Consider the following 18,533-nt stretch of genomic DNA (forward strand, 5'->3'; position numbering starts at 1 on the left):
AACCTTTAGACCAAATGAAGCGATAACAGAAGCACAATTGGCAAAAATGTTAGCACAGTTTTTAGGTTTGCAGGATGATAAAGGGGATTTAATTAAATATACACCTGCTAGTCATTGGTCAGATAGCTATTATGATAGCCTAGCTGCCTATGGTACGCCTTTAAACGCTTATTTCGATAATAAGTTAAAAGTTGAACCTGTTAAACGAGGTGTAGTAGCACAGGCAATTAGTCATTTAACTGGTAATGTTAATTCCTTGGATGAATCTATTAATTTTATGATGGATAAAGGGATTACGACAGGTCAAAACCCACAATTTGAGGGAGAGGATTTAAAGGAGTTTTTTGGCTCTTCTAATACTCTAACAAGAGCTCAACTAGCAGTATTTTTATATAGTATGTTGATTGTAGATGTACGGGATGTTACAGGTATTGCAGTGGAAGTACATAATAATAAAGAAGGCTTAAGCTTAGTAGCGTTAGCTAATAAAGGGATGAATACACTTGATCGCTCCTTACGCATAGGGCAATTGGGGAGTGAGACACCTATTAGTGAGCCAGTTGTAGAAGTGAAAGAGGCTTACATTGCTGTTAAAAAATTAATGCAAAATCCAGAGCTCCCGAACGGCTGTGAAATTGTTTCTCTGACAGCTATATTTAATTATTATGGCTATGCGGTATCCAAAACGACAATGGCTGATCAATATTTGCCAAAGCAAGCTTTCAGCTGGAAGCAAGGAAAACGCTTTGGGCCTCATCCTTATAATATGTACGCGGGGAACCCTAGAAGTAAAACAGGGGGATGGTATAGCTTAGTACCACCGATTATGCAGGCCTCTAATAAGTATATGGCAACACAGAAAAATAAAATGACAGCAATCAATATTACAGGCAGCAGTAAGGAAGAATTAATTACATATTTAAATAATGGCGTACCTGTTGTTGTATGGGTAACCCTTGATTTAAGCAAGCCTCAATTAAGTGGACACTGGTATTTAAGTGATACAGGTGAATACTATAAGGCTTATACAAACTTGCATACGGTCGTTCTCCATGGATATAAAGAAGGAAAAGTGCATGTAATGAACCCTTTGAAAGGGCAAGTAGAATATAATATGAATGCTTTTTTTAAAAGCTATGAGGAGATGGGGAAACGAGCGCTTATTTTAGAAAAGGAGTAAGGCATATAATGGAGATGGTGATTTTTCATCGCAAAAAGCTCTTTAATTTCTTGCCATATGGAGAAATTAAAGAGCTTTTTACTGTGCAGAAGCAAGGCAATAAATACAAACCATTTATTCAGTCTCACATAGTTGGGAGCCATACTTTATAAGTTAGAAAAATCTATCAAAACACCAGTCACAGCAATTGTATATTTTTTGTTCAACTCCCTATGTTAGTTTTGATTATATCCGTCTAGGTATGCACTAGGCGAAAATTGTCGACGCATATCTAATCATCTTTTGAAAGAAAGGATATAGCATATGCCATAGTCGATAAGAACTATACAGAAAAGGAGGAGGCTCTAGTAATGAAACGAAAACGTGGTATATCACTGTTGTCATTTTGGCTGACAGTAATGCTTATTTTGCAAACATTGACATTTGCTATTCCTACGTATGCAGAAAGCGGGATAAACACTGCAGAAGGAAATGTAGAAGATGCATCAGCTGTTACTAATGAGGTAATAGATGGCGAAGATGAATCAATCAATGTGGATAAGACAATGGACAAAGAGGCTGGTCAAACAATCACACCAGATACAGCAAAAATTGTTATGCCAATGACAATGGGGCCTGCTGATAAAACAGCGGTGTTTATGGCAGCAAATATACCTTTTCCATTGAAGGTGGAACAGGGAAGTCCCCTTGCTGAAATTGCACCTGGAGGAGATATTCAGGGTAGGCAGTCATTTATACTTAAATCAGAAGGGCTCACAGTACCAGTAAATGGTGACGACCCAAATCCAACGAATGCAGATCCTGAAAAATACATTCAAAAGGGTGACTGGATTGAGTTGAAAAGAGAGGACTACTTCAAAGAAGTGGTGTTACCAACAACTAATAAAATCTTAAATGCACAGACTGAATCAGGTCCGAAAAAGCTAGGGACAGTACAATTCACGCCAAATAGCATCAGAATTGTATTTGATGGTGATGATGGCTTTTTCAATGGTGTTGGACGAAATATTATTTTCAGCTTTGAAACGACTGCTAACTCGGATGTCGAAGGAGTAGGGTATGGTGAGAGCAAGCCAATTGATATCTTTGGTACAACTTATCAGTTAGTAAATCCAGATGTTACACCAGATTATAGCATGACAATAAGTTCACCTGGGATGATTCAATGGGATCAGTACGCTTATCGAGGACTTCAACCCTCGCAATTTGTTGAGGGAATTGTTACTTGGGAATCAATAGTATCTGCCTCCGACAAGTTTGATAAGACAATCCAACTTCCGTTGGATGGGAAGACGTTTTATACAGATTTAGCGACTTATGCAAATAATGCAAATAATGTACCTCAGAGTTATGGTGTTAAAGGTATTTATGTACCAGGTTCATTTAAAGTGAATAACATAGAGGTAACGCCAACTATTAATGGAGATGTATTAAGTTATATCTTCCCAACAGGGACAGGCGAGAATCCAAAGGTGGAGTATAAAGTATGGATTCCGAAAGAAGGCTACTATTATGAATATAGAAACCCCCCAGGTAATCTAGGGCGTACGCACCGTGTTATGCTGGGAAGAGCAGAACTACAACAAGATGGAACTAAAATAGTAGATGCAACTAGAGAGATTGCCTTTGCGCCAGACTGGATTCAAGCTGTTGCCTCATATGACCATTCTAGTGAAACCATCACATGGACAATCAATGTCAACAGCCGTTATAACAAAAAAGGCTTAAAGGATTTTACCATTACAAATGTATTACCTGATGGGCTGGAATTCAAATCAGCTACATGGCAAACATGGGTAGATGGTGTTGCATCTACTGCAACATCAATTACACCAGATGCGAATGATGTTTATTCCTTTGGAGATATTGATGGTAGGGTGCAGCTAGTGATACAGAGTAGGGTGAAAAATGGTTCTAATTTCAGGATTGATCCACGTGCCAACTGGAATTTGGATACACCAAATGGTGTTCAGAACAACGATGTGACGAATGGTGTAAGACCTGTCGCAGTAACTGATGAGGCAACCGTTATTGTCGGTGCACATACATTTACAAAAAGCGGCGCTGTTTCACAGGAGGATTTCAATCTTGGGGGCGTGACATGGACAGTCAATCTAGCCCCGCAATATGCATTACCAGATGCGGTAGTATATGATGTGCTTGTGCGTGGTGGAGATTTAGGTGTTTTAGACCATGCTGTGGATGCAACGAATGAGGTGGATGCAGCGACAATTGCAAAAATAAAAGCCAATATTACAGTTGCACAGCTTTGGAAGCAATATCATCAAGGAAGTCTTAGTAGTGCAAATGGTCTAAATGTGAAGGCTATTCCGTTGACAGTGAATGGTGAAGTAGTAGCAGATTTAATTAAAGTGACAGGCTATACTACAGATCAGAATGCGTCCTTCAGTTTCCGAGCACTTGAAACAAAGCCAGATAACCTCTTTAGACAGGATATTAATATAGAGAAAACAAAACGGAATCGCGCCTTATTATTTGATGGTGAAACGGTAAAAACGGCAGAGAATACGGTGAATCTGCATGTGCGTATGCTGAATAAGGATATGCTCACAGCATCTTATCCTGTTAATGCAGCAGGCGTTACTGATTCATGGTTTATTCCAAATAATATTCATCGTTATCTTGGTTATAATGCTGTATCGAATACTGATGAATATACTTTAGCTGCATATGACAGAACAACGAAGACCGTTACTTTCCGTTTAAGTTTCAATATGCCAGGATATAACACAGAGGAATTGGCAAAAGACGGTGGCAATCGCGTTGTTAGCAATATCAAGTTAGTAGATACTTTACCAGAAGGATGGGAATTTGTTCCGTTCGAAAATGGACAATATTATGAGCTTTATAAAGGCTCTTCAACCAATTATAGTGGAACAGGGTTTGGGATTTTAAATACTGCACAAGAGCTTATCGGCTTAGGTACTGCTGCTCATGTTGTCACAAACTTTGAGCGCAATGGAGAAGTAGGAACATTCACTTTCTCTAAGTTTGAAAGCCCTTATGTTATTTTAGTGAAAGCAAGACCAACTAACACAGCATTAGAACAATACTTGGACGAATATGTGACTAGTGGTACTGATAAACAGGTAGTTTATAATAAAGCAGACCTTCATATGACATGGGGGGCAGAAGAAAAAGTTGTAACTGAGCAACGTAAGGTTATCGTACCCGTTCGAGCCCTAAGTAAATCAGTTAATAAGCCGTTCCCAGGTGTACTAGAATGGACAGTGGATTATACACCACCATTCAATCTGGCACAAGGTGTTTACTTGCAAGATACTATAGGTGCAGGTATGAAGCTACGTTATGATGAAAGTGGCAACCCGATATTGACTGCACCTAGTATGTCAGTATATCCTGCTAAGCTGACAGCGAGCGGTGCTTTAGAGCGAGAGGGTGCAGCATTAGATCTTAGTGCACCGAACGCTGAAGTTCAAGTAGAGGTTGCACCAGGAGCAGGGGGCACTACAGTTATTGAGTTTCACTTGAGTGACCCAAATAAAATTTATCAATTTGTGTATCAAACAGAGGTTGATAAAGCCCAAGAACCAAAAGCAGGAGACAAAATGGGGAATGAAGTAAGGTTAGTGGGCGATGATAATTTGCAAACTGTTAGTGTAAAAAGCGAAACTACACTAGACAGTTCGGATGTAGCAGGTAGCTCCACTTCCAATGCATTATTATCACTAATCAAGGTAGATCCAGACGGTAATCCACTTGGTGATGTATGCTTTGAGTTGTATCAGAAGAGCGATGGAACGAAGGTTGCAGAAGGAAAAACAACCAGCGATGGAAAACGTAATTTGTTGTTCCCTGATCCGGGGTACTACGAATTGGTAGAAACTTGTTATGATAAGGACACTTACCTACCAAATACAAAAGTTTATCAAGTATACGTAGGAAATACACCAGGAAAACCGGTTTGGGTAGATGGGGTAAAAGTAACTTCTGATGACCCACTAATTGTACCAACTCCTGCCGCAGGTAAATTAAAAATCGACAACACTGTAACAGGCAATGGTGGAGACCAAAACAAAGACTTTAACTACACAATTGTCTTTAATGGGGAAGGCGAGAGTGTGGAATATGAATATATTAAAGATGGGGCAAAAGCTACTTTAAAAAGTGGCGATTCTATCATTCTGAAACATGGTGAGGAAATCACATTCCCCTTATTACTTGAAGGTCTTTCTTACACAGTAACACAACAAAGCTACACAGATGATGGCTACACAACATCACCAAATACATTTATTTATTCAGGCGTAATTGAAAAAGATAAAACAAAAGAGCTAGCATTTGTCAATAACCGCATTGTCTCAGGCAATTTATTTATTGATAATACGGTGACAGGTGCAGGCGATCAAAGTAAAGACTTTGAATATACAATAAATTTCGCTGACACAGGTGCAAGTGAATCCTATGAATATACAAAGCCTGACGGAACAACAGGCACAATTAAATCAGGTGATAAAATCCTATTGAAGCATGGTCAGTCAGCTACAATTAATAACTTACCTGTAGGGCTGACTTACACAGTCGAGCAAACAGATTATGCAAATGAAGATTATACAACAGAGCCAAGTAGCTTGACATTTACAGGTCCAATTGAAGAATCAACAACAGCAGAAGCGAAATTTGTGAACCATAAGGATGCACCAGGCAGTTTAGTTGTAAGCAATACTGTAATGGGTAATGGCAGTGATGCCAATAAAGAGTTTGAATACAAAGTGATTTTCACTGGACTAGGTGCAAATAGAACGTATAACTATACAAAATCTGATGGCACAACAGGGACTATTGAATCAGGTGATACATTCACGCTGAAGCATGGTGAAAAAATCACAATTGAAGGCATAATTAAGGATACAGGTTATGTAGTAACAGAAGAGGATTATACAAGCGAATACTACACAACAAATCCAACAAGCCGTGAGTATACAGGAACAATTGAAGTGGGCACAATCGCGGAAGCACCATTTGAAAATGCTCGTTACCTTCCAGGTACACTTGCTTTAGAACCAAAAGAACAGAAGGTACGTGGAAATGGAGAGGTTCCTGTTGATTTAACAGCAACGCTAACAGGGGAAGACGGGCGTCCAGTAGAAGGTGAGGAAATTACCTTTATCGTAGATGGTGTGGAAGTGGGTAAAGCTATCACAGATGAAAATGGCAAAGCAACAATTACGTATCAGCCTCCAAAATTGACGGAGGAAACACCGAAAGAGCATGATGTTGTAGCCACAACGAAGGCGACAAGTCCTTCTGGACAGCCTTATAACGAGGATGATGCGACAGCAAAAGTGATTACAATGCCAGCAGCATTAACAGGTGTGTTACGTGATAATGAAACAGGACTAGTTATTCCTGACGCAGAAATCCAAGTGAAGAATGTGAAAACAGGTGAGGTTACAGTTATTAAAACGGATGAGGAGGGACGTTACTACCATCTTGTACAACGAGATGAGGAGTATACGATTACTTACAACCGTACGATTATGATTAATGGTGTGCCAACATCCATTCCATTCACACAAAAAGCATTTATTGAAGATAAAGATGCAGCACCAGTGGAAGGAAATTTGATTCCAGCAGAAATTACAGCAGTAGGTATTGTGTTATTGCAACAACCAAATGGCAACAAATCTCTACTAAATGAAGCATTTGCAGGCAAGCTGCATATTTACTTGAAGGATGCGTCTGGCAACTACGTATCAGAAAATGGCGTGCCAAAAGCATTCCCAGTAGAAGACAATGGTACATTCTTAGCTGAAGGCTTAACGACAGGTACTTATCTGATGGAAGTACGCTATGAGTTTGAGCCAGGCAAGGAGTTAACATTATTTAAAGATAAAGCATTAAACCTAACAGCAAATGGCGAGCTGAACATCTCAGAAGAACTAGTCGATCCTTATGGTACTGTGTATGATGAAACGACAGGTGACGCAAACACAGGTAAGAAAATCGAAGGTGCGACAGTAACGCTTTACTATGCAGATACACCGAGAAATCGTGCCAAAGGTATTGTACCAGGCACAAAGGTTGTATTACCAGCTATTCCAGGCTTTGCACCAAACGATAACGCAAGCCCAGAGCAATTAAGTGACCTATATGGTTTCTATGCTTACATGGTATTCCCAGAAGCAGATTACTATTTAGTTGTAACAAAAGAAGGCTATGAAACATATACAAGCCCAACGATTTCTGTTGAATGGGATATTGTTCGACATGATGTACCGATGAAGCCAATTAGCTCAGGCGGTAATCCAGGAGGTAATCCAGATCCAGGAACAAATCCGGGCAATCCAGGAGGGAATCCAAACCCGGGAACAAACCCAGGCAACCCTGGAAGTAATCCAAATCCGGGAACAAACCCAAGTAAACCAGATGTAGAAGAAACATCAGAACAACCTGAAGGTAATCCAGATTCAGAAGAAATGACAGAAGAACCTGAGGGTAATCCAGATACAGAAGAAATTACAGAACAACCTGAAAGCAACCCAGGTTCAGGAGAAACGACAGAAGAATCTGTAGAACAACCTGAAGCAAATGAGCAACAAGAGAATAATCAGCCACAGAAAAATAATGAAGCGAAGCAAGAAAATAAGCTAGACAATGTACCAAAAACAGGTGATGATAGCCTATCACCGCTATTCTATATGGCGTTGGCATTAATGTCTTCAATCATGTTAGGCTTGCTATTGCTTAGCAACAGAAAGAAAAAACACATTTAGTAACAGAGAAAGGCGGTAAGATAGTGAGTAAAATAAGAAAACTTCTTATCGTCTTTTTTACTGTTGTACTTATTTATTCTTTAGCAGTTCTTGCAAAAACCTATTTGCAAAATTATGCTGATAATCAGCAAATAAAAGAATTAGCAGCAATACGCTACCAAGCAATACCTAAAGGTGAGGAAAAGCTTGCTAAGCAAGAGCTACAAACACCAACGATGCTTCCTGAATTTCAGAAGCTTTATCAGCGAAATTCAGATATTATAGGGTGGCTGAAAATAGATGGAACACGTATTGATTATCCGATTATGCAAAGTAAGCAGGACCCGCACTACTATTTGAAGCATGATTTTGATCAAAAGGAAAACATCAACGGGCTTCCTTTTTTAGATGAATATAGCGATATAGTAGATTCTAATATTTTGCTTATTCATGGGCATCATATGAAGAGTGGCTCAATGTTTGCCGACTTAGAAAAGTACAAAAAAGAGCGCTTTTATAAGGAGCATGCGACATTTCAATTTAGCACGCTTTATGAGCAAGAGGAATATGAAATTGTAGCGGTCATTTTGTCGAAGGTATATACCCAAACAGAGGATGTTTTTAAATATTATCATATTGAGGGAATCAAAACATCTGATGAATTTGACTTGTATATCCGAAATATTAAGCAGCAGGCACTTTATGATACAGGTGTGACAGCACAATATGGAGATAAGCTGATTATACTTTCCACGTGCGAGTATTCAACCGAAAATGGTCGATTAGCGGTAGTGGCTCGGAAGTATAGATAATGGAAAAAGTCATGAATTTAATAAAAATACCAAGGCATTGATTATACAAGGTCTTGGTATTTTTTCTTTGCAAGGTAATCATGAGCCTTCTCAAGCAATTTTACTGTTGTTGTATTTAGAGTTTTAGAGTTGGTAATTGATTTAGAGAAAAGTATTGCAAATCACTGCTTTCTTCATTTTTTTTGAGAGTACCAGTAACAATAGTAGCCTCAAAAATAGCGGTTGCATTATAAATTTCGTCGCCATGTGGGAAATGATAGTAGAGCTCTTTTCCGGAGGCTAGGCCAATCAATTTCATTTCTTGTGCGATTAGTCCTGTTTCCTCAAATAATTCCTTCTGTGCAGTTTCTTCAAAGCTGTCGCCCATTTCCATTCCACCACCTGGAAGTCCCCAATCATTTGTATCTGAGCGTAATTGTAATAGAATTTCTTTGTGCTCATTTAATACAATAATAGCTGAGCCCGGCGCAATAATTGGCTTTGTTCCAACATATTGACGTATGTATTTAATATAGTTCATATTGACCTCCATTGCTCTTAATAACTAAATATTATCTCATTTATTAGCAAATAGACTAGTACAAGATTGCTGGTCAAGTCTTACATATAGTAAACTGAAGAAATAGGAAAAGGATGAGGGAATGGGGGATTATATTGGAAAAGAATAGAGCAACAATTTATACACTTGCTATCGGTATGCCAAAAGAATTGCGTTATGGTGATGGGCGTTCCATGGTTACAGGGATTGCAAAACAACAAGTACCAAATGTTTATTTAGCAAGTCGTGGATTTGAGGGGGACGATGTAGCAGATAAAAAACATCATGGTGGACCTGATCGCGCTATCTGTTTATATCCTTTGGAGCATTATGCACAATGGCAGCAGGAGCTAGGGAAAACATTGCCAACAGCAGCCTTTGGTGAAAATTTAACCGTAACAAATATGCTAGAGGCAGATGTTTATATTGGCGATATTTACAAAATTGGTGATGCAGTCATTCAAATTACACAAGGACGTGTTCCATGTAGCACGATTGATAAATACACAGAGGCGACTACATTATTGAAACGTTTGATTGAAACTGGTTATACAGGATACCTTGGGCGAGTGTTAGAGGAAGGAACGATTTATGCAGATTCGCCAATTGAACTAATCGAAAAAGACTCTGCAGGCATTTCTGTATTGTATTGCAATGAAGTGTATTTCCAAAATAAAGATGCAGATGCAATGCAGCGTATTTTAGCCGTAGAAGCACTTGCAGATGAGTGGAAACAAAAATTGGAGAAAAGAATTCAAGTGTTGCAAAGTCGCGCAGTTGGAAAAAGTTAATCAATATATTTTGGAGGAATAAATGATTAGAGATGTGCTTTATTCTAAAAAGTGGATTATGGAATGGTATAAGCCAGCAACAGTAGAAGAAATTCAGCAGGTTGAAAAAGAGCTACAAATCGTTCTCCCAAAAGTATATAAAGAGCTTTTGTTTCTCTCAAATGGAGTGCTTGGCAATTTAGTTAAGCTATATACAACGGGTGAATTAATCGAAATGAATAAAACATATGAAGTGCAAGCTTATGCCCCAGGTTATGTTTCGATTGGAAATGATCATGGTGGCTACCATCTTTTAATGAAGGCGGAGGAAGATGTCGTTCATTTCCAATTAGTAAGTGATGGATATGGTATCCCTGTAGAAAGTGATGTAACAGACCATTTTCTGTCATGGCTAAATAGTGATGAGGGAGACCCATGGAGAAATGAATAATTTAGAAAGACTGTTAGAAAAATATGATGATATCTATATTTTCTAACAGTCTTGTTTAACTACTTGTGGAATAAACCTTTTTAAAGCGCTCGCAAACGACAAGCATATCAGGTGTAAATTTTAGGTCATATGCCTTTAACTGCGATGTAAAGAAGCGAACATGGGCATCCCACCAATATTGATAATCTCCTTCACCTTCTGCCAAAGCAAAATCCTCTGTTACTTCGTTCATAGGCACCACTTCAACAGATTGTATTTCAATGATGGCGACAGGTTCATCATGACTATTTAAAACAATTGAATATTCACCTACTTGTGGCAATGCTTCATTTTCAAGCTCGTAAAAAACATGTCCTGAAGTGGTAGCTGTTTTCTTACCTTGGCAGACTAAATCAGCTAACCAATCAGCCTCTACACCAAATTGAAATGCATCCGTGTAGACAATATTTTGCAAATTTTTTTCTTGGCAAAATGCTTCCCAAAAAAGCTGTATTTTGTTCATAAATCATACTCCTCTAATCTTCTATCAAATTATTAGGTAATGCAAATATCATAAGCATATGAATCGTTAAATAAATGATGGCAACAAAGCATAAGAAAATGGGTATTTGTAAAATTTCATGGATAGGGAATGACTGTACCCAGTCGATAGCAGTTGAGCAAAGACCAAATATTGCCCCCATACCAATTATGTATACAAGCATAGTTTGTGGTATTTTAGCTAATTGTTTACGCTGAAGAAAAATGCGAGCCGTTCCAATAAACATACCGATGACAACCATCTTGAACATAGTTATGTCACTCCTCTCCTAAAAATCGATCCATTTCCTGCTGTAATGCTTTGTCAGTTTCATGCATTGATACTATTAGATTATCTAAATATTGTAATGTAATTAACTCATCATCACAATAAATATGAAGTGTTGCCTCTGCTGCCTTTAAATCTGCTAGGAGCTGTCTAAAACGGGCAGTGTGGTCAATTTCTAGTAGCTCATCTACAACATTGTAAGCATATAAATCGTGACTAACAACATAGTGTCCATTTTTGATATTATTTTTAATTGTTTGAATCGGTAGTGCGCTATTAAACTTGCGGATAAGGGTAATGTATTTGAGTATATTTGCATCATTGTCAATTTTGATTTGCACATTGCTCATATGCGTCAGCTCCTTATATAAAGCGTTTTGTTTTCATTTAGAGGGAGATCAATTTCAAGAAACTCCTTAATTATAAAAAAACGGCTATCCACTTCAGCTATTTCGATTCTTGCGCCATAGGTTGTATATGCAACAAAATAAGCTGCACCTTCAAAAATACATTGTCCTACATGGTCATACATTGGTTCTACTATTTCATAAGCAATTTCCTGTATATCCTCAAATGGTAAGCTGAAAATTTCGGCGATTTCTTTCATCAATTAAAGCCTCCTTTTCGTTAACTTTATCATATATGGTAAACTGAAAAAAAACAAAGGGGGCAGGGGAAGATGCGAGAGGATTGGCGTAAACAAGCGATTGTAGATGTATTAACTAAATATGGCGTTGCACAAAATCAAGAGTTAACGAGCTTATTTTTAGAGCATGCGAAAGTAGCATTCCGTTTTGAGCTTGTAGGTGAAGAAACATATGAAGAGGTGGGAAACAGTCGCATAGCGGGACAACCAGACTTACCACCCTCTATCGAATGGCCCTGCACGCAAGAGGAAGAAGCATACACTTTCTTAGCCCAAATTAATTTAAATGAGCTGCCATTTTTACCTTCAGAGGATTGGCCGTCAACGGGAATGCTGTATTTTTTTATAGGCTTGGACGAGCCAGCCTATAATATTGATCATAAAGTCATTTATTATAATGGTGATTTAACGAATTTAGCATTAACTGATTTACCGGAAGGGGTAGAAGAAGTCAATGCGGATGAGCGAGAGTTTATTTCACATCAAGTGACATGGCAACCACATTTATCATTGCCTGATTTAGGTGAGGATTCAGATGTTTTGTGTGCAGAGTATGAAGAGCTTTATACAGAAGTATGTGATGTCAGCGATGCGCTTGCTGGGGGATTGCAATCATGGGCAGGGGAGACACAGCTTGATGCTTATTTATGTCGTAATGGACTGGAGGCATTATTGTTTAATACGTATAAGATACCAGAACGATTAGAGGGGGAAGCACAACAAGCATTGACAGATGGACGTAATCAATATGCTGATCACCTTGAAAAAGTAGTCATACCGCTTCTACGACAATATAAAGAATGTGAAGCGCAGCATGAGCAAGCTGCGAGAAATTGGCAAATATTATTCTCTTTATCATCGTTAAATGAAGTGAATATGTGCTGGTGGGACGCAGGGTACTTAGAATTTTTAATTGATATTGAAGATTTAAAAGAAGGTCGCTTTGACAATATATATCTAAATTTAGCGACAAGTTAAAGGGAGGCGCTTTTTAGGCGCCTCTTTTATTTTGTACTTTCTAAAAATACCTTTTGTGCAGCAAGGATACCTGCACCTGCTGTGAAATCATAGTTGAAATCTTGTAGGGCAGCTTCCATTAATGAAACAGCCTGCAATACATCGCTTGGGAAACAGTAGCCCATATGGCCAAAGCGGAAGATTTCTCCTTGTAATGAGCCAAGTCCACCTGCGAAGTCTAGATGGTATTTTGCTTTTAAATGTGCAACAAAATCAGCTAGCACGATACCTTTAGGCACTTTAATAGCAGTAACTGTTGGTGAAGCATACGCATCCTCTGTTAGTAATCCAATATTTAATGCAGTCATCGCAGCACGCACCATATTTCTCATTACCACATGGCGTTTCGCGGTTTGCTCAATACCACCCTCCTCATTAATTAGCTTACAAGCTTCATTTAAGCCGTATAGTAGCATAATGGCAGGAGTGTTTGGTGTCATGCCCTTTTCAGCCCAATTTTTATAGCTTAATAAATTTAAATAATAGCTTTGTGTCTGGTTCGCTTCTATAACTTTCCAAGCCCGCTTGTTAACAGCAACAAGTGCTAAACCAGGGGGTAACATTAAAGCCTTTTGTGAGCCAGTTACTAAAATATCAATACCCCATTCATCCATTTTCGGAGCGACACCACCGATGCAGCTAACTCCATCAACGATAACAAGGGCATCTGTTTTTTCATGTACAACTTTTGCTAATTCCTCGATTGGATTTAAAATGCCTGTAGATGTTTCGTTATATGTTATAAAAACGGCTTTTATCGAGGGTAAGTCTTGTAAAAATTCGCTTAACTCCTGCGCTGTACATGCCTCGCCCCAAGGCTTCTCTAGCTTGTGTACTCGGAAGCTATGTTGCTCACAAATATTGACGAAATAATCACCAAATGCCCCTACTGTAATTATGACAACATCTTCCCCAGCAGAAACAGTATTGATTGCGGCTGCTTCAAGTGCTGCTGTGCCCCCTGATGGTAAAAAAAGAATATTCTCTGTCGTACCGAATATAGGCTTCGCTAATTCCACTGTTTCATTGTATAGTTCAATAAATTCAGGTGTACGATGACTTATAATGTTTTTACTCATTGCAAGGTCAACACGTTTTGGAATTGGTGTTGGTCCTGGATGACGTAAAATATTTTCATACATAATGCTTCTCTCCTTATAAAAACTGAATTTTCCAACTATCTATTATCATAAGAAATATTTCAAGAGATTGACAGCATTTCGCTTCAAGTCATCAATTATTACGGTGAATCGGGTGAAATAACCTCCCATTGACCAAACAATGTCAATTCACATGCCTTTGCTAGAGAAATGGATGCTGTATTATCTAGCTGACATCGATATTGTGGCTCATAGCCTTTTTCATAAGCATATTGGCTAATCGCACGTACTACTTTGCGAGCATGTCCCTGTCCACGAAACTGTGATAGGGTTAAAACCCCTAAATCAGCAAGCTTTGTGTTGTCTGACCAAGGGTACATGCTAGAGGCACATGCTAAGCGCTCTTCTGCAAAGGAGCCGAACACAGCCCAATGGTCTAATTCCACATAAGCATCATCTAAATCTTGCTCTGATGCTGAATTTTCAAATTCTGAAAATACTTCTACATCCTGTTCTGTTAGTTGACGTATATTTTTAGTAGCAGTTTCTGTGCACACTTTCTCCTTTTCTTTTTCCGTAAAATAAAAAATGTGATCTGCACTATGCAATAGGATTCCTATTTCCTCCAATTTATTCCGGAAGATTTCTTCAGATATAGGCTGTTCCTTTACAAGCTGTAGCTTAGTTGCGATAGTAGGTGTCATAACAACGGAAACTTTACCATTTGCTGTTGTTAGCACCATAAGACGGCGACTTTCCTTTAAATGTGGGTTAATAATGCAACAAAAATAATCATCATTATAAAAAATTTCACCATTAAATGAGCTATCCCAAAAGTCTATAATTGTTTGTGAAAATAAAGTCATTACTCTTCCTCCTTTTTAAATACTGTAAAGCACAACAGCTGTCAAAACAATATTTTCAAGCAGCATTAAAATAAAAATAAGAGGTGATATATGGATGAAGGATGTCGTACAAAGGATGATTGATTGGACAGAAGACCATTTATTTGAAGGCTTTTCGTTACTTGAAATGAGCGGAAAAATGGGGTATTCCCCTTATTATTGCTCGTTTAAATTCCATCAAATAACAGGGATAAGCTTAAAGCGTTATATGGCATTAAGAAGAATTTATCTTTCTTCGATTGCTTTAAGGGATACGGAGGAAAGAATATTAGATATTGCATTAAATCACGGATATTCTACGCAGGAGTCGTATACAAGAGCCTTTAAAGAAATATTCGGTGTTAGTCCAAATAGTTACCGTCAAAAACCGATGCCATTACAATCATATGTAAAACTCGCAATCAGAACAGAGGAGATGTATATAATGGATATTTCAAAAAAATTACGAATTGAAGATTTGCAGTATGGGCTGAAGGAGCAATTTGATACAAGCATATTAAATATTTTAAATGGGGAGGATATGTTTAAAAAATTCAAGGAACAACAGTTAATGGGGGCAAGTGATTATGCACCATTTAATGAAGCGATGTGTGTTCATGAAACGACTTTCCCAATTTTCGAGGATACGTTTAATGAAATGAGGGCACAAGGGCATAAGGTGGCACTTCACGATTATGAAGCTATTACATTAGCGCCTTTAAAAAATACGCTGTTTTCTAAAAAATATGACTGTATTGTACTATGGTTTGGTGAAGATATGTTTTGTCAAATGAACCTATTAACGATGCTTGCTTATTTGGAGCAAATAAACTATGAAGGTGTAATTTATTATTACGCCGTGCAGGAGCAGACATATGATGTGAATGAAACGATACTACCATTAGGAATTTATCAGGCTTTATACAAAGCGGTGTTAATTGAAAAACGCATGCCAAATGAGAAGGTGATGCCTGTGATGTACCAAGGAATTAAATTATATTTGGAGCTGCAAAAGGAAGCGAATGATATAACGAAGTATATTGATGCACACAAACAAATGGTGACAGAGGAATTAGTACGAAACTTGCTAAAGGTATTTCCACAGTATGGCTTAGGGGATACGCAATATATTGAAATAATAAATAAAATTTCCCGATAGATTGTTATTTGTTTAACAGTAATTTGATTTTCTAAAATATTTTTTACGAACTTTATCTGTGTAAAACAAAAAAATGTTCGGAAATGAGTTGAAAAACAGAAAGTGAGGTGATATATTATTGAATGTAAATTAAATAACGTCGTCGTATAATAGCGGGAATAGGCTCGCAAGTATCTACCAAATCACCGTAAATGATTTGACTACGATTGAAGCAAATTTGTATTGTAATATACAAATACTTTATTCGTAGACATGTCACTAAAAGGCATGTCTTTGTTTTATTTCCTACGATTATAGACGATTAACGGAGGAACAATTCACAATGAAAAAATATTTCGAGTTTGATAAACTTGGAACAAACTACCAAAGAGAAATTCTTGGTGGATTCACAACATTTTTAGCAATGGCTTATATTTTAGTCGTTAACCCTATGACGTTAACGCTACAAGATGTGCCTGACTTACCAGAAGCACTTCGTATGAATTATGGAGCAGTATTCGTAGCAACTGCTGTTGCAGCAGCAATCGGCTCATTTATTATGGGGATTTTCGCTCGTTATCCATTGGCACTGGCACCAGGCTTAGGATTAAATGCATTTTTTGCATATACAGTTATTTTAACGAATGGTAGCCCTTGGCAGCATGCATTAGCAGCAGTATTTGTGTCAGGTGTATTTTTCTTAATCTTAACGTTAACAGGTTTACGAGAAAAATTAATTAATGCAATTCCAATGGAGCTAAAATTAGCAGTTGGTGCAGGTATCGGTTTATTTATCGCATTTATCGGTTTAAAAAATGCAGAAATCGTTGTAGCGAATCCAGCGACATTTGTAGGCATTGGTAATTTAACAGATCCAAAAGTGTTATTAGCAATTTTCGGTATTATTATTACAGTTATTTTCTTAGTTCGTGGTGTAAAAGCAGGTGTATTTTTAGGAATGGCGATTACTGCAGTGGCAGGAATGATTTTCGGCTTAGTTAATTTGCCATCAGGCGTTGTTGCTATGCCACCATCTATTGCACCAACATTTGGTTCATTATTCTCAGCATTTGGTGATACAGAGTTTTACACATTATCGATGCTGTCTGTTATTTTAACTTTCTTATTTGTTGATTTCTTTGATAATGCAGGTACATTGATGGCTGTTGCAAATCAAGCAGGCTTTGTGAAAGATAATAAACTACCACGTGCAGGCAGGGCATTAGTTTCTGACTCAATTGCCACAATTGTAGGTTCTATTTTTGGTACATCAACAATTACATCATTTGTAGAGTCTTCATCAGGCGTTGCAGCAGGTGCTCGTACAGGCTTTGCTTCTATCGTAACAGGTGTATTATTCCTATTATCATTGTTCTTTTTACCTTTATTGAGTGTTGTAACACCAGCAGTAACCGCACCTGCTTTAATTGTTGTGGGGGTATTAATGGTAGCTTCGCTAGGGAAAATTGAATGGGGCAAGTTCGAAGTAGCTGTGCCAGCATTCTTTACAATGCTGATGATGCCATTGACATTCTCTATCGCAACAGGCGTAGCAATTGGCTTCGTTTTCTACCCATTAACAATGGTTGTTAAAGGTCGTGCAAAAGACGTTCATCCGATTATGTATGTATTCGGTTTAATTTTCTTACTATATCTTGCAACAGCAACCCATTGATAGTCGTAAAATGAATATTTAATAATTGAGTTAAGGCTGCCTAGAAAGTGTATTTACATATCACTTTTCGGGCAGCCTTTTAGCTGAGCTAAACAAAGATTCTTCGCGTAAAAACATCGCTCCTTTGATTGAAAGTAATTGTTGATTCAAGTTAATCCTCTGGTGGATGTCATAGATTTTGAAAAGGAGGTCTGCATGATACAGGTTAGCTAAGAATTTGGGGAAATTTAGATACAATTACATTTTGGTGTAATGGATTTTTAAAAATGAAACTCTCAAGCTGATTGTTGCGTATATTATAGTAAAAAGTGGAGGTAAAAGGTATGAAAATAAGGTACTTTCTTTATGGGATTATGCTAGCTTTAGGATCCATTATCATTGCGTTTATTTTAGGTGATGTACAAAAAGTGATTCGAATAGCAGGAACAATAGGTGGTATTTTATTAATACTTACAATGTTCTTTTCGGGTGTGTTCGTAAATGGAGATCGTTTACGTGCTAATTTAGCTACAGAATCAAGTGAGCAAAAAAATAGGCGCCATAGATATGAAGAAATATTTTTATTTATGTCACTGCCATGTTTGATTGTCGCAGCTATATTTTATTATATATTTTAAAATTTATTTATTCCATATAAATAGGAAGAGATTCGTTTTTGTGAAATCTGAATATTTTTTCTTTAAATAAAGGGTTGCAATCTAAGGTCTTATAGGTGTATATTAATAAACGTTGTTGCGAAACAATCGCAAAACAAAAATAAAAAAGTAGTTGACTTTT

General features: G+C 37.7%; 16 protein-coding genes, 1 pseudogene and 1 riboswitch. Of the genes and pseudogenes, 10 read left to right on the forward strand and 7 right to left on the reverse strand.

Features of this window, described 5'->3' with window-relative positions; all coding sequences use genetic code 11:
- The first annotated feature begins 46 nt into the window (after nucleotides 1–46).
- The 4 genes from R6U77_RS08210 (at nucleotide 47) to srtB (ending at nucleotide 8,729) form a co-directional block, all read left to right on the forward strand.
- On the forward strand, nucleotides 47–1,180 hold the full coding sequence (locus R6U77_RS08210; RefSeq protein ID WP_319838358.1) for a C39 family peptidase: 1,134 nt from the start codon (nucleotides 47–49) through the stop codon (nucleotides 1,178–1,180).
- Between the two features lie 8 nt (nucleotides 1,181–1,188).
- Entirely contained in the window at nucleotides 1,189–1,332 is a 144-nt protein-coding gene (locus tag R6U77_RS08215) for a hypothetical protein (protein ID WP_319838108.1), read from the forward strand.
- A 198-nt stretch (nucleotides 1,333–1,530) separates the two neighbouring features.
- The gene (locus R6U77_RS08220; RefSeq protein ID WP_319838109.1) at nucleotides 1,531–7,938 is read left to right on the forward strand and encodes a DUF7601 domain-containing protein; all 6,408 of its coding nucleotides are present in this window, start codon (nucleotides 1,531–1,533) and stop codon (nucleotides 7,936–7,938) included.
- A gap of 23 nt (nucleotides 7,939–7,961) precedes the next feature.
- On the forward strand, nucleotides 7,962–8,729 hold the full coding sequence (srtB, locus tag R6U77_RS08225) for a class B sortase (protein WP_319838110.1): 768 nt from the start codon (nucleotides 7,962–7,964) through the stop codon (nucleotides 8,727–8,729).
- Nucleotides 8,730–8,770: 41 nt separating this feature from the next.
- On the opposite strand, the pseudogene R6U77_RS08230 reads toward srtB, so the two are convergent.
- A pseudogene (locus R6U77_RS08230) lies at nucleotides 8,771–9,249 on the reverse strand (NUDIX hydrolase).
- 134 nt (nucleotides 9,250–9,383) lie between these two features.
- On the opposite strand from R6U77_RS08230, the gene R6U77_RS08235 reads away from it, so the two are divergent.
- Nucleotides 9,384–10,058: an MOSC domain-containing protein gene (locus R6U77_RS08235; RefSeq protein WP_293929764.1), complete on the forward strand. Its 675-nt coding sequence runs from the start codon at nucleotides 9,384–9,386 to the stop codon at nucleotides 10,056–10,058.
- Nucleotides 10,059–10,080: 22 nt separating this feature from the next.
- Entirely contained in the window at nucleotides 10,081–10,488 is a 408-nt protein-coding gene (locus tag R6U77_RS08240) for an SMI1/KNR4 family protein (RefSeq protein WP_319838111.1), read from the forward strand.
- 55 nt (nucleotides 10,489–10,543) lie between these two features.
- On the opposite strand, the gene R6U77_RS08245 is transcribed toward R6U77_RS08240, so the two are convergent.
- From R6U77_RS08245 to R6U77_RS08260, 4 genes are read right to left on the reverse strand one after another with little or no spacing between them, the layout of a single operon-like run.
- Nucleotides 10,544–10,990, reverse strand: coding sequence for an ASCH domain-containing protein (locus R6U77_RS08245; protein WP_319838112.1), 447 nt, complete (start codon nucleotides 10,988–10,990; stop codon nucleotides 10,544–10,546).
- A 13-nt stretch (nucleotides 10,991–11,003) separates the two neighbouring features.
- Complete coding sequence (locus R6U77_RS08250) at nucleotides 11,004–11,279, reverse strand: hypothetical protein (protein WP_319838113.1); 276 nt, start codon at nucleotides 11,277–11,279, stop codon at nucleotides 11,004–11,006.
- Nucleotides 11,280–11,286: 7 nt separating this feature from the next.
- Nucleotides 11,287–11,646 carry a hypothetical protein gene (locus R6U77_RS08255; protein WP_319838114.1) on the reverse strand — a complete coding sequence of 120 codons (360 nt, stop codon included), beginning with the start codon at nucleotides 11,644–11,646 and terminating at the stop codon, nucleotides 11,287–11,289.
- 5 nt (nucleotides 11,647–11,651) lie between these two features.
- Entirely contained in the window at nucleotides 11,652–11,906 is a 255-nt protein-coding gene (locus tag R6U77_RS08260) for a hypothetical protein (RefSeq protein ID WP_319838115.1), read from the reverse strand.
- Between the two features lie 69 nt (nucleotides 11,907–11,975).
- On the opposite strand from R6U77_RS08260, the gene R6U77_RS08265 reads away from it, so the two are divergent.
- A complete protein-coding gene (locus R6U77_RS08265; RefSeq protein WP_319838116.1) occupies nucleotides 11,976–12,920 on the forward strand; it encodes a YwqG family protein in 945 nt (314 codons plus the stop codon).
- A gap of 26 nt (nucleotides 12,921–12,946) precedes the next feature.
- Here the strand turns inward: R6U77_RS08265 and R6U77_RS08270 are convergent, their stop codons facing one another.
- Both R6U77_RS08270 and R6U77_RS08275 read right to left on the reverse strand, forming a co-directional pair.
- The gene (locus tag R6U77_RS08270) at nucleotides 12,947–14,101 is read right to left on the reverse strand and encodes a pyridoxal-phosphate-dependent aminotransferase family protein (protein ID WP_319838117.1); all 1,155 of its coding nucleotides are present in this window, start codon (nucleotides 14,099–14,101) and stop codon (nucleotides 12,947–12,949) included.
- Nucleotides 14,102–14,199: 98 nt separating this feature from the next.
- Complete coding sequence (locus tag R6U77_RS08275) at nucleotides 14,200–14,925, reverse strand: GNAT family N-acetyltransferase (RefSeq protein ID WP_319838118.1); 726 nt, start codon at nucleotides 14,923–14,925, stop codon at nucleotides 14,200–14,202.
- Nucleotides 14,926–15,019: 94 nt separating this feature from the next.
- Between R6U77_RS08275 and R6U77_RS08280 the strand changes: the two genes are divergently transcribed.
- The 3 genes from R6U77_RS08280 (at nucleotide 15,020) to R6U77_RS08290 (ending at nucleotide 18,373) form a co-directional block, all read left to right on the forward strand.
- Nucleotides 15,020–16,102: an AraC family transcriptional regulator gene (locus R6U77_RS08280; RefSeq protein ID WP_319838119.1), complete on the forward strand. Its 1,083-nt coding sequence runs from the start codon at nucleotides 15,020–15,022 to the stop codon at nucleotides 16,100–16,102.
- Between the two features lie 122 nt (nucleotides 16,103–16,224).
- Nucleotides 16,225–16,325: riboswitch (purine riboswitch) on the forward strand.
- A gap of 99 nt (nucleotides 16,326–16,424) precedes the next feature.
- Nucleotides 16,425–17,756 (forward strand): NCS2 family permease, encoded by a 1,332-nt coding sequence (locus R6U77_RS08285; RefSeq protein WP_293929773.1) that lies wholly within the window; start codon nucleotides 16,425–16,427, stop codon nucleotides 17,754–17,756.
- A gap of 323 nt (nucleotides 17,757–18,079) precedes the next feature.
- Entirely contained in the window at nucleotides 18,080–18,373 is a 294-nt protein-coding gene (locus R6U77_RS08290) for a DUF5316 family protein (RefSeq protein WP_293929774.1), read from the forward strand.
- Nucleotides 18,374–18,533 lie beyond the last annotated feature (160 nt).

This window comes from Lysinibacillus louembei (genome assembly GCF_033880585.1).
Taxonomy (GTDB): domain Bacteria; phylum Bacillota; class Bacilli; order Bacillales_A; family Planococcaceae; genus Metasolibacillus; species Metasolibacillus louembei.